The sequence below is a fragment of the Candidatus Eremiobacterota bacterium genome, assembly GCA_031082125.1.
GTDB lineage: Bacteria > Vulcanimicrobiota > CADAWZ01 > CADAWZ01 > Ess09-12 > Ess09-12.
This window is the reverse complement of the sequence record JAVHLM010000004.1, coordinates 205,190-217,604: the sequence shown is the minus strand read 5'-3', so window position 1 is coordinate 217,604 and position 12,415 is coordinate 205,190. Positions and strand designations below refer to the sequence as shown.

Here is a 12,415-nt window from a genome sequence, read left to right as displayed (position 1 = left end):
TTTCGGGAAATCCTTCTCCATCGCCAGGCTCCTTTTCTCTGAACGTGCCTTGCTGCAATGCGGGGAATTTTTCAGTATTATAGCATACCTTCGCGAGAAAGCAAATTTCTTATGGCACCAGTGATCGGTCGTGACGGGCCTTGAGGGCGCAAAGACCTCTTTTTCGCGGATTTTCTCTTTATTCCCCTGTCGATTTCCCTCCTGGGAGAAATTGAAAGAGCGCGTCCCTGTCAAGCGAAAATAAATAGTCTCTCACGGAGATCGCCGTGGGAAAAGAAGCGGTGCAAAAACGATATGAGGCAGGCGCGTTTCTTTTCTCTCCCTGCATAGGGATCAAAGAGATGTGCGGCTCCTCGATAGGTTGATAATTGCGGAGCTTGTGGGCCTGGTATTATATCGTGGCCTCGAAATAAGTTCTTCTCGTTATCCTGTCGGGATCTTTTTTCATCGCCTTATAGACCGTGAGGTTCTTTTCATTGAACTTTGAGGACCCCTGCACGGGAGGAGCCGTTGAAGGCGCCACGGAGTTGATCTGATTCTCAATCTCTCCCAGGATTGAGATCCTGTCGCGCAGTTCCTGCGGTGAATAGGTGGTATCAAATCCCTCGGTCTGGTTGTATTCGGTCCTTGCCCACTGATGAAGGTTCTTGCAGGCCTGCATCACGTTATACTGACCGTCTGTCTGATCCTGGCTCTTATTGGCGGCGGGGAATCCATAATGAGGATTATTGTACTGGTAGTTGTTGTTATAGATGGGCGGGAGCATCGTATTGGACACAGGTCTGCTGCCTGATATTTTATTCTGGGGCGCTGACTCGCGCTGGCTGCCCATCCTGTTCTGTGCTTCGGGAGCATGGGAGAGTTTTGAGCTGATCTCTTCAAGAATCTTCCTGATGCTTCTGAGTTCCTCGTGGTTGCCGTCCTTCTGGGAAGAACTCGCTGAAGGCTCAAAAGTGTCTCTGATTGTGGGGGCGCTCTGGATGTTCCTGGATGAGGGTGACGGCGCTGCCACGGGCTCCATGGAGCCCTTCATCTCACCCTGGTTTATGCTCACCGTGCCAGAGTCATTTGTTTTGTATACGGTGTATCCAGACATTCCCCCGTAGTTCGAAATCACTTTTTTCACCTCCTCTTGCTTCACTGCCATTTCACGACGGGGGGTTAAAAATAGGTGAAAGGGTCTTGAAAAAAACCTTAAAATGTTACTGCGCTGTAACACTTTTCTCCAGTTATTTTGACAGATGGTGAACAAGATGTTAATATCTTGATCGGGGACTGACGCCTTTTCCTCATCGAAGCCCGGTATACTGTTTAAAAAGTGTCTGTCCCCTTATTCGTGTTCACGTCAAGATAGGAGTTGGGCCAGGAAAGGGAGAATATAGGATCAGCAGCTCACGCCGGGAAGAGCACAAAGAATGACCGGCAGGAAGGCCAGGCATCCACAGCAGCATTAAGGGGTGATGACAATGTCGTTTCTGGAGGATCTTCACAAGGCGCGGAGGGTGAAAGAGTCTGAGCAGATGGGGCTCGAGCAGCACCAGAAGATTGTCCGCATCAGAAGGGAACAGAAGTACAAGGAAATCCAGCCTATGGTGAATGAGATGCTGGATTCCCTGGGAATGGCTACATGGGGCTGCACGGACGGCGACAGAAATTACGAGGTTTTTGCCGATATCGCCCACTTTCAATGGAAGCTTTATTCCGGACCTTACGAGTATATTCTCCGCATTATCTTCGATGACGAGGGATATGACTATTACGAGGTGGGCTCCATGGGCAACATGGCGAGGACTCAGGATCTCTCGAGAAAATCACTTGAACATATGCTCAAGACAATTTACAAGCGCGGTCCCGATTATCTTGGAGAAGCAAATGATCCGGCATTCAGAAAGAAGAAAAAGAAGTAAGGAGTGATAGAAATGGCGGTAGTCAAACCTTTCCGTGCAGTGCGCCCCAGAAAAGACAATGTGATCAAAGTGGCATGCCCCCCCTATGATGTGATCAGCTCAGAGGAAGCGAGGGCAATGGCAGAAGGGAATGACATGTCGCTCCTTCACGTGACGAAGCCAGAGATAGACCTGGAGCCGAGGATTGATCACTATGATGAGCGCGTCTATGAGAAAGGAAAGGAGAATCTCCAGAAGTTTCTCAGGGAAAATATTCTCACCCAGGATTCCAATGACTGCTTTTATCTTTACCGCCAGATTATGCCTCTCGAAGGGAGAGAGCATACCCAGCTCGGTCTTGTGGCCTGCGCTTCCGTTGATGAATATCAGAGTGATCTTATAAAGAAGCATGAGCTCACGAGAAAAGACAAGGAAGATGACAGGACCAAGCACGTCTATATCACCCAGGCAAACACCGGACCCGTCTTTCTCACCTATAAATCGCGGGAGGCCCTTGACAGGCTCCTGGGTGAGCTGGAAAAAGGAAAACCCGAGTACGACTTTACCAGTGATGATGGTATACACCATATCGTGTGGGTCATTGACAGGGAGAAGGACATCAATGCGATAATCAGGCAATTTGAAAAAATCCCCGTGATGTACGTCGCCGACGGCCATCACAGGAGTGCCTCTGCCTGCAGGGTGAGGGAGATCATGAAGGTGGAGAATGCCTCCCATACAGGCAAGGAGGAATACAACTTCTTTCTCGTGGTCATTTTCCCCCATGATCAGATGAATATCATGGCTTATAACAGGGTGGTGAAAACTCTCAACAATCACAGCGCCGATGATTTTCTGAAGAAAATTACAGAGCTCTTTGAGGTCATGGAGATGGGTCCGGACCTGCCTTCTCCTGAGAAACGCCACCAGTTCGGCATGTACCTCAACGGCAAAGGATACCTCCTTACGGCCGGGCAGGTGGACGAGAGCGATCCCGTGCTGTCACTCGATGTCTCGATCCTGCAGAATACGGTTCTGTCGCCTCTGCTTGGCATCAAGGAGCCCCGGGAGGACAAGAACATTGATTTCATCGGCGGGATAAGGGGCACCGGCGAGCTGAAAAGACTGGTTGAATCAGGGAAATTCAAGGTGGCCTTTTCCCTTTACCCCACCTCCATAGAGGATCTCATAGGCGTCGCTGACTCGGGCAAGATAATGCCGCCGAAATCCACGTGGTTTGAGCCGAAGCTCAAGGACGGCATTGCTATCCATATGCTGAAGAATTGAGGGCTCATGGAGCGCATCTCCTGTTTCAAAGCTTATGATATAAGAGGTCAGGTTCCCCGGGATCTCAATGAGGACCTGGTCTACCGTCTGGGCAGGGGATTCGCCGCCCTTTTCAGTCCCGGAAGCGTCGCTCTGGGAAGAGACATAAGGCTTTCAAGCCCTGCGCTTGCCCTCGCTCTCTCAAGGGGCTTTCAGGACTCGGGCGTGGATGTCTGTGACATAGGCATCTGCGGCACCGAGATGGTCTATTTCGCCGTGCCCCACCTTGCCCTGGGCGGAGGGATCATGATAACGGCGAGCCATAACCCTCCTGAATACAACGGCATCAAGCTTGTGAGGGAGCACTCAATCCCTGTGAGCGGTGACAGCGGCCTGCGGGATCTCGAGAGCCTTGTGGCGGAAAATGCCTTCCCTCCCCCGCCGGAGAGAAGGGGCTCCCATGAACAGAGGGATATCACGGAAGCCTTCATTTCGCACCTCCTAGGCTTCATCGACGTGACAGCCATCAGGCCCCTCAAGGTGGTGGCCAACGGGGGCAACGGTTGTGCAGGCCCCCTGGTGGAGCGCCTTGCGGACCGTCTCCCCGTGGAGATGGTAAGGCTTCATTTCACTCCTGACGGGTCCTTCCCCCATGGCGTTCCCAACCCCCTGCTCCCTGAGAACAGGCTTGATACCTCCCGCGCGGTGCTGAGTGCCGGAGCTGACCTGGGAGTGGCCTGGGACGGCGACTATGACCGCTGCTTCTTCTTCGATGAAAAGGGTGAGTTTATCGAGGGGTATTATATCGTGGGCCTCCTGGCGAAAGCAATGCTCATGGCCCACCCCGGCGAGAAGATCATCCATGACCCCAGGCTCACCTGGAATACCGTCAGCATCGTGAAAGGCGCAGGAGGAACTCCCGTGCTCTCCAAGACAGGCCATGCCTTTATCAAAGAGCGGATGCGGAAAGAAAATGCCCTTTATGGCGGGGAGATGTCCGCCCACCATTATTTCCGGGATAATTTTTTCTGTGACAGCGGCATGATCCCCTTCCTGCTGGTCCTCTCGCTTCTCTCAAAAGAGGGGAAGCCCCTCTCATCGCTCATCCACGAGATGAAGGAGCAGTATCCCGTGTCAGGGGAGATTAATATGACAGTGGAAAATCCCGGAGATGCCCTCAGGCTCGTGGAGAGTCGCTTCATAGGGGGCATCCGCGATTACACGGACGGGCTGAGCATAGAATTTGACCGCTGGCGCTTCAATGTGCGCCCCTCAAATACCGAGCCGCTTCTGCGCCTCAACGTGGAGACAAGGGGCGACAGGACACTCCTCGCGGCAAAGACCACGGAGCTTCTGGCCCTTCTGGGAAAGGAAGATAAGACTGTTCAATAAGTCCAACAAAAAAAACTGCGCCAGATCAGGTCTGCCGCAGTTTTTTGCTTTTACCGTCTGCTGTGGGCTATTTCTTTATGTTAAGGAGCTCCACGTCAAAGAGCAGTGTGGCCTTGCCAGGTATGATCACCTTGCCCCCCGAGGTGATTCCCTTGTCACCGTAAGCGAGGCTGCTGGGGATGGTGAGCTTTCTCTTTCCCCCTACCTTCATCGAGGCCACACCCTCGTCCCATCCTTTTATCACGTTGCCCATGCCTATCCTGAACTCGAAAGGCTGTCCCCTGTCAACGCTGCTGTCAAATTTCTGTCCATCGGTGAGAGTCCCCGTGTAATGGACGACGACGAGATCGCCTGTCCTGGGAGAAGCTCCCTTCCCCACGACAACGTCCTCATACTGAAGGCCTGATGCTGTCTTGACCACTTTGTTTCCTCCCTCTGCTTCAATGTTTGCCAGGGCAACGAGAGAAGCTGCGACCAGAATAGTGACGATGATCACTGCAAGTTTTGTCTTCATATGATTCCTCCTTTCATCTTCTGAGAATAGATTCGTTTCGCCGGGTCAAATCCCTTCCGAGAAGGAATGAAGGAGCACCGCGATGAACAATGAATTGACCATCTCTTCAAGGACTGTCAATGAAAAAATATATTCTCTCTGTTGATATAGGGACTGGCGGCTGTAAATCTTTTCTCTTCGATGAGCATTACAAGACGGTGGCTTCCTCCTCCGTGGCATACCCCAGGAAAACCTTCGGTGCATGCCTTGGAGAGCAGGACCCCGATGAGCTCCTGTCAATCTTCCTGGAGAGCATCAAGCGGTGCGTCGCCCAGGCGCACCTGATGCAGGGGTCCATTGTGGGGATGGGCCTTGCGGCATCGCCCTATGCCTTTCTTGGCGTCCAGAGAGACGGTACGCCTCTCACGGCCATCTCCTGGTGGGGCGACAAAAAAGTTCTCACGCGCTCTGAAGCCCGCCCCCTGCTCGCCAAGCTCAAGGACACCTACCAGGAGAGCGGCTGTCCCTTCCATCCCTCCTTTCCCCTGAGCAGGATCCTGTGGCTCCGGGAGCGTGAAGCCCGCACTTTTACCGATGTGTATAAGTTTGTTTCGCTGAAAAGCTACCTGGTCTCACTTTTCTGCAATGAGTTCATTGAGGATATCTCGACAGCATCGGGCACAGGCCTTCTGGATATCAAGGAAAAGGCCTGGAGCAGGGAGGTGCTGCGTCTGCTGGAGATAAGCGAGGCCCGTCTTCCCCGCATTGTATCTCCCTACCAGGTAATTGGTGTGTTCCCCGAGGAATATGCGAAAAAATGCGGTATCTATAGCTCCATCCCGATGGTGATAGGTGCCAGTGATTCGGCACTCGCGAGCCTGGGGACCCTCAGCATGAAGATCCAGGACCTTTGCATCAATCTGGGCTTTACGGGTTCCCTGCAGGTCGTGTCAAGAGCCAATCCCATCTTTGATCCTGAGCAGAGAATGTGGTACCACCTTCTCGATGCTGACAACTATGTATGGGGAGGCACCACAAGCAACGGCAGCGGCGTGGTGCGCTGGTTCGTGCAGCAGTTCTTCCCCGGAGGCCTCGAGCCCGCCATCCTTGAAAAGGAGATGGCAAAACGCTTCAAGAAGCCCGGCGAGATCATATGCTTTCCCTTCTTCTGGGGGGAGAGGACGCCCTTCTGGAACCCCCACCTGTCGGGGACCTTCACAGGCCTCAACTTTACCCACTCACCCTTTGACATCCTCTATGCCCTGATGGAGGGCATCTCCTTTTCCATTTACAGTATTTTCGAGATCATGCAGGAGATTGCGAGCACAAGGGACAGGATACGGCTCACCGGCGGAGGGTTTCACTGGAACTTCTTCTCCCAGCATCTCTGCGATCTCTTCGAGAGGCCCCTGGAAGTTGCCACTATGCATGAGGGAACAGCTCTTGGCACGGCTGCCGTAGTAAAAAGGGCTCTGGGGCTCTCTCTCGGCGAGGAGCAGCTTTTGAAGGCTTCGGGCTTCAAGACCCTCACTCCCCAGAAAGCCCTCTCGGAGGTCATCAAGGAAAAGTATTGCCGTTGGAAGAGTGCTGTGGAAAAAACCCTTGAGTTTCTCAGCCAGACCGCCAGGAAGGATAGCGATTACCTTGATTTTTACAGGAAGCCTTCTCAGAGAATGGCTCAGTCCCTTGATGAAGAGGACAAGGTGAGCCTGCGCTTCCAGCCTCAGCAGGCTGCATGGCCTGTGATAGACACTCTTTCTCCAATGGAGAGGCTGCCTGTCGATTTAAGCCTTGCCGAAAGGATAAAGCTTGAGTCCCTTCCCGTGTACAAACTGCCTGACATCGCCCCGGAAAAGATTGTCGCGCCTCCTCCCCCACCCCCGCCGCCTCCCATGCCACCCACTTCCACGAAGCTCTCTCCCCAGGGGCCAGCTCCCCAGGCTCCGCCAGCAGGAGTTCCGCCGCCTGCAGGGCCTCAGGCTCAGGCTCAGCCGGCAGGGGCTCCTCCACCCCCGCCGCAGCAGACTGCCCCACCGCCCGCCGCCCCGCCGCCCCGGCCGGGAGTGCGCCCTGCTGCAGCTCCTCCTCCCTCGCCCGCTGCTGCTCCTCCTGCGAGACCCGCTGCCCCGCCTCCTCCTCCTGCGAGGCCTGCTGCTCCGCCTCCTCCTCCTGCAAGGCCTGCTGCTCCGCCTCCTCCTCCTGCAAGGCCTGCTGCTCCGCCTCCTCCTCCTGCGAGGCCTGCCCCACCTCCTCCTCCGCCGGCCAAGAAAACGCTTACCAATCCCGTGGAGCCTCCGCCATTCATCCAGTCACCGGCGTTTCCCCAGGCACAACCTTACAGCGAGGCACCTCCGCCGGAAGAGGAGAGCCAGCCTGCCGAAGACTATCAGACGCCCATGGAACAGAAGCCTCCTGTGCCCCGTGCCTATACGCCGCAAAAAAGAAGCGGCGGCGTCCCTCCTCCGCGGGCTAAGGGATTCCAGCCCCCTCCCCCCGCGAAGCCCGTGTAGCCCACCGCACCTGCCATCTCCTGTTGCTTATTTTAATTGACATTCTTCTCCATATTTCATACAATAAGGACAGTACAGCAGGAGACGCCCATGAAAGACACCTGTGAGAACTGCGGCAAAAAGGTTGACAGGGACTTCAAGTTCTGTCCTTTCTGCTTCCATGATTTCGCAGGCAAGGATGACGAGCTCAGCGAGATTGACAATATCGAGTCCCTTGATGAGGAAGAGGCAAAGGCTGCGGAACACAGGGAGGAAAGTGGTGAGGGCGAGGAAGAGCCTTCACCTGAGGAGGACCAGGAGGAAGGGGAAGGCCCCTTGGTAGCAAAGAGGTTTCACATCATTGAGCCTCTCTACAGCTCTCCTCATGGCACCGTCTGCATGGTCACCGACCGCAGGAACCCCGGCAGCCTCTTTGTGCTGAGGGATTTCATTCTCAGGGACCGCGACCCTTCCCAGAGTCTCAAGGAGGGACTCACCGAGCTCTCCGAGAGATTTTCAGCCCTCTCGCATCCGAACATGAATCCGCTCCTTGAGTATTTTATCGAAGATGAGTATCTCTATCTCATTTTTACCTGGGCTGATGCAAAGCTCATTGAGAAGATCATTCAGGATTTCCTCATAATAAAGGGCGAGCATATTCCAGAGAGCCAGATCATAAGGTGGGCCTATGATCTCAGCGATCTCCTCTCGCACCTTCACAGCCAGGAGCCCGAGCCAGTATACTGCGGTAACCTGAAACCCTATTCCCTGGTAGTCAAGAAAGATGATTTCTCAATCATTTACGTACACCTGGGGCTCCCCTACTTTTACCGGATGCTGGGCATTCCTGACCAGTTCGAGCCCGAGGCCACGGGGAAAATAAATGAGCGCCTCTCCTCCCCCCTTGACGATCTCTGCTCTCTCGGGGAATGCCTTTATTACCTTGCCACCGGCATCGATCTCACCGGCGGTGAGCCCTATGTGCCGCTCCATATAAAGAGAAATGACCTCAGCGAGGAGTTTTCGCAGATCATAGAGCAGCTTCTGAACATGAGGAAGGTTCCCTTTTACCAGACTGCCGAAGAGGTGAAGGCCGACCTGGAGAGACTGCTCCCCTCCGAGGAGCCTTCCGCAGCCTCAGATGAAGAAGAGGCCGAAGGCAGGGAGAGCGGATTTGCATGGCGCCATTTCCTGGGAAACAAGAGGAGAACCAACAGCTTCGGGAGAGGCCCTTCACCGCCTCTGGCCATAAAATGGAGCACGGCAGTTCCACCGAGCTCCCAGTATTTTCTTACCCCATGTGAGGATGAGCTCCTCCCCCTTTCTGACAAGGGCATCCTCTGCTCCCTTGACTATGGCACGGGCAGGGTGATAAGGAAAGAAAACCTCAACATCAACCCTGTCGCGCCCATCATTATCGATACGAGCCTCTATATATGTTCCTCATCGACACAGCTTGCCGTGAAGCTGCCCGAGCTTTCGAAGCGGTGGGAGTTCCGCACGAAAAGCATGGTGCTGAGCTCTCCGAACTATGTCAATGACGCCATATGCTCCATCTCATACGACGGGTTTCTCATGTTCATCAACCCTGATGACGGGAAGCCTATTTCAATGGAGAACGTGAATGCCAAGGTGATCTCCACCTGCGTCTTCGATGATGCTAATATTTATATTCCCACGCTCACAGGGTCAATGGTGGCCATCACCATTGAAGACAGGACCATCGCCTGGCAGCAGAACACCAAGGCCTCGATTACGGCGGCGCCCTCGATGTACGGGGGAGTCATCTTTTCAGGGAACACCAAGGGGAACCTCTTCGCCTTCAACGCCGAAGACGGGGAGATTCTGTGGGAGAGTATCCTGAAGGGCTCGATATCCCAGAGTCCCCGCGTCATCGGTGACCTGGTGATTGCTGCTTCCACGGGGGGTGACATTGCAGCCTTCCAGCGCGGCGACGGGACTCCTGTATGGAGTGTCACTTTCAAGCCCGGATTTGAAAGCCTTTTTACCGTCACCGACGAGCACGTCTATGCCGTTAACCCTGAGCACTCGGTCCTGACAATAGAGGTGGCGACGGGGGCTGTCCTGAACAGCTGTTACCTCGGCGAGAAGATAAACTGCGTCCCCCTTGTCTATAATGACTCGCTCTATGTGAGCCTGTCAAGCGGAAAAATCCTTGCTCTTGTGAAAGGAGGCTGATATGCACCAGGCGGCACCGAAGAGGCTCCTGCCTGTCGTCATCATTGTCCTTGTCTTTGTCCTCTGCGTGACGCCGGTCTCTGCCCAGTACGGCCAGCCGGGCGGAGACTATACCGAGCAATTCCTCAACTGGCAGGACCAGATGGTCCTGGCCCAGTTCGCCATGTATTATCCTGCCGACTACCGGTACAATACGCTCCTCGGCGCCATATCGACAAAATTCAATGAAAAGGGCCCCGAGATATTCCAGAATTACGGCAAGGAAGTTTATTTCACCGTCTTCGTGAGCTCCCTGGGCTTCAATGCCGTGTCTTTTCACCGTATCGTGGTATTTGACTCCCTGCTTCTTGACACCCTCAGGAAGCTCGCTGAGGGCATCGCCTTCTATGGCACCATTGACAACGAGTATTCCGTGCAGCTTGCCGCCACGGTGCTGCGCGTGGGAATGGCCCACCAGTTCGGCATGCTCGCCGGGAATTACCAGAATATCGAGAATCCCTTCGGCCTCCCTTCCTGCGGCGCCCTCACAGAGGAGCAGAAGAAGGAGGCCAACTCGCTCTTTGAAGAGATGGCGGCAGCCGTGATGGCCCACGAGGCAAGCCATGCCTTCCTTGATCATGTGAAGGAGAAGATCAAGACCCAGCAGATGCTCTGGATGTATAACCAGGGTAAGGTGGACCCCCGGGTCCTCAACAGCTATATCAACAACTACCTGAATTACAACCTGTCATACTCCAAGGAGCTTGAAGCTGACACTTATGCGGCGCGCCTTCTGAAAGCAGCAGGCTACAGCAGGAACGGCTTCACCCACTGGCTTCTTTTCGCAGGGCTTCTGGAGCGGATGACTGGAAGCGATACCCAGGCGAACAGGACTCATCCCACGTCGGTCACCAGGATAAGGAACGTGAAGAATATCTGGGATAATGTCCTGGAAAGCGAGCCCTGAGTATCAGCGCGCCCTGGTGAGGATTTCGTTGTATTCCTCGTTTGCAATGGAGAGGGCACGGTTTTTTGCGGCAAGGGCGCTCTGCCAGTCACCGTCACCTGAAGGAGCGCTGAAGTCATAGCTTTTCTTTACCGTTCTCTGGTCGGGGTAAAGGGCGAAAACCCTTGAAGAGTCCCTTCTGTAGAGATGTTTCATATAGGTGCCATCCTCGCGTACTATCTCCCTGCAGAAAAAATCATCGGGCGAGCTGCCGATGGAGCCGTCAAGATCCGCATCACAGTATGTTTCCTTGATGCAGGCGACATTAACGAAATCATGGGGGGCTCTCCATGTGACCACCACGAGGTTATGAGCAGGATCCGGGGCGAAAAAGATGTCCCGCTCCCCGTCCTCACCGGCTCCACATGGCGAGCAGCATGCGAGAAGTAATATCAGCAGGGCGGCAGTACTCCGGGCCGCCATCTAATGAAATCTCACAAGGTGATAGTTTTTCTTGCCGCTTCTGAGCACCATGGTGTGCTCCGAGGCAAGATCGCGGGTGTCAATGAGGCGATCGACAGAATCCTCCCTCCTGTTGTTCAGATAGGCACCGCCCTGCGAGATGAGCTTCCGCGCGGCGCCTTTTGACGGCGTGAGGCCTGTATCGCAGAGGAGCTCCACCAGCTTTATCCCTGCTTCAAGGCCGGCAAGGTTCTTCAAGGTTGAGGGCACTTCGGAAAAGATATCCTCAAGGTCTCTGTCGGAGAGGCCCCTGATTTCCTCTCCATAGAGTACCTGGGAGGCCTGAAGGGCTTTCTGCGCATCGCCGGGGCTGTGCACAAGGCTTGTGACCTCAAAAGCAAGCCTTTTCTGAGCCTCCCTCTTCTCCGGGTTGTCCCTGAGCGATTCCGCCATGGAGGCGATCTCCTCCCTGCCGAGATAGGTAAAGAGGCTGAGGTATTTTATCACGTCCCGGTCATCGCACCGTACCCAGTACTGGTAGAACTGGTAAGGCGACGTGCGGGAGGGATCGAGCCACACGGAGCCCTCCTCGGTTTTGCCAAGCTTCTGGCCTGTCGAGGTGGTCATCAGAGGAGCCGTGAGGCCGTAGGCCTGGGCGGCCCTGAGCCTCCTGATCAGCTCGATTCCTGCCGTGATGTTCCCCCACTGGTCATTACCTCCCACCTGGAGAAGGCACCCGTGGGAGTCGAAAAGGTGGAGAAAATCGTAGGCCTGCATTATCATGTAGCTGAACTCGGTGTAAGAAATCCCCTCCTCCCTGTCCATCCTGTTGCGGACGCTTTCCTTGGCGAGCATGTCGCCGATGCGGAAATGCTTGCCGATATCCCTCAGGAAGTGGATGAACCGGTACGGAATGAGCCAGTCCCCATTATTGACGAGGAGGGCGTCCCTGCCGCCACTGCCGAACTCAATGAAGCGGGCGAGCTGCCCCTTTATGCACGATGCGTTCTGTGCCACGTCCTCCTCGGTGAGAAGGTTGCGCTCCTTGGACTTTCCGCTTGGATCGCCGATCATGCCCGTGGCGCCGCCTATGAGGGCAATTGGCCGGTGGCCATGCCGCTGGAAATGGGAGAGAATCATGATGACCAGGAGATTGCCCACGTGGAGGCTTGATGCCGAAGGATCAAAGCCCGCATAGCAGGTAAGCTTTTCCGAGGCAAGGAGCCTCTCAAGCTCTTCGCTTGATACCTGCTCTATGAAGCCTCTCCACCTCAGTTCTTCGATGATATGTTCCATTCTCGCA

At 54.6% G+C, this 12,415-nt stretch carries 10 protein-coding genes; 6 read left to right on the top strand and 4 right to left on the bottom strand.

Annotated features, from left to right (window positions below; all coding sequences use genetic code 11):
* Positions 1–391 precede the first annotated feature (391 nt).
* A complete protein-coding gene (locus RDV48_06590; protein ID MDQ7822447.1) occupies positions 392–1,126 on the bottom strand; it encodes a hypothetical protein in 735 nt (244 codons plus the stop codon).
* A 340-nt stretch (positions 1,127–1,466) separates the two neighbouring features.
* Here RDV48_06590 and RDV48_06585 point away from each other — a divergent pair, with 340 nt between their 5' ends.
* Genes RDV48_06585 through RDV48_06575 form a run of 3 tightly spaced genes read left to right on the top strand, consistent with a single transcriptional unit; the run spans position 1,467 to position 4,544 of the window.
* Entirely contained in the window at positions 1,467–1,907 is a 441-nt protein-coding gene (locus RDV48_06585; protein MDQ7822446.1) for a hypothetical protein, read from the top strand.
* A 12-nt stretch (positions 1,908–1,919) separates the two neighbouring features.
* The gene (locus RDV48_06580; GenBank protein ID MDQ7822445.1) at positions 1,920–3,173 is read left to right on the top strand and encodes a DUF1015 family protein; all 1,254 of its coding nucleotides are present in this window, start codon (positions 1,920–1,922) and stop codon (positions 3,171–3,173) included.
* A 6-nt stretch (positions 3,174–3,179) separates the two neighbouring features.
* Complete coding sequence (locus RDV48_06575; GenBank protein MDQ7822444.1) at positions 3,180–4,544, top strand: phosphomannomutase; 1,365 nt, start codon at positions 3,180–3,182, stop codon at positions 4,542–4,544.
* Between the two features lie 67 nt (positions 4,545–4,611).
* Here RDV48_06575 and RDV48_06570 read toward each other — a convergent pair whose 3' ends face one another.
* Complete coding sequence (locus RDV48_06570) at positions 4,612–5,058, bottom strand: FKBP-type peptidyl-prolyl cis-trans isomerase (GenBank protein ID MDQ7822443.1); 447 nt, start codon at positions 5,056–5,058, stop codon at positions 4,612–4,614.
* A 119-nt stretch (positions 5,059–5,177) separates the two neighbouring features.
* Between RDV48_06570 and RDV48_06565 the strand changes: the two genes are divergently transcribed.
* The 3 genes from RDV48_06565 to RDV48_06555 all read left to right on the top strand — a co-directional run bounded on the left by RDV48_06565 (position 5,178) and on the right by RDV48_06555 (position 10,671).
* Positions 5,178–7,547 carry an FGGY family carbohydrate kinase gene (locus tag RDV48_06565; GenBank protein ID MDQ7822442.1) on the top strand — a complete coding sequence of 790 codons (2,370 nt, stop codon included), beginning with the start codon at positions 5,178–5,180 and terminating at the stop codon, positions 7,545–7,547.
* Between the two features lie 90 nt (positions 7,548–7,637).
* Positions 7,638–9,725, top strand: coding sequence for a PQQ-binding-like beta-propeller repeat protein (locus RDV48_06560; GenBank protein ID MDQ7822441.1), 2,088 nt, complete (start codon positions 7,638–7,640; stop codon positions 9,723–9,725).
* Between the two features lies 1 nt (position 9,726).
* Positions 9,727–10,671 carry a M48 family metalloprotease gene (locus RDV48_06555; protein ID MDQ7822440.1) on the top strand — a complete coding sequence of 315 codons (945 nt, stop codon included), beginning with the start codon at positions 9,727–9,729 and terminating at the stop codon, positions 10,669–10,671.
* 3 nt (positions 10,672–10,674) lie between these two features.
* On the opposite strand, the gene RDV48_06550 is transcribed toward RDV48_06555, so the two are convergent.
* Together RDV48_06550 and tyrS are read right to left on the bottom strand one after the other, a co-directional pair.
* Positions 10,675–11,133: a hypothetical protein gene (locus RDV48_06550; GenBank protein ID MDQ7822439.1), complete on the bottom strand. Its 459-nt coding sequence runs from the start codon at positions 11,131–11,133 to the stop codon at positions 10,675–10,677.
* Entirely contained in the window at positions 11,134–12,408 is a 1,275-nt protein-coding gene (tyrS, locus tag RDV48_06545; protein MDQ7822438.1) for a tyrosine--tRNA ligase, read from the bottom strand. It lies immediately after the preceding gene.
* Between the last annotated feature and the right edge of the window lie 7 nt (positions 12,409–12,415).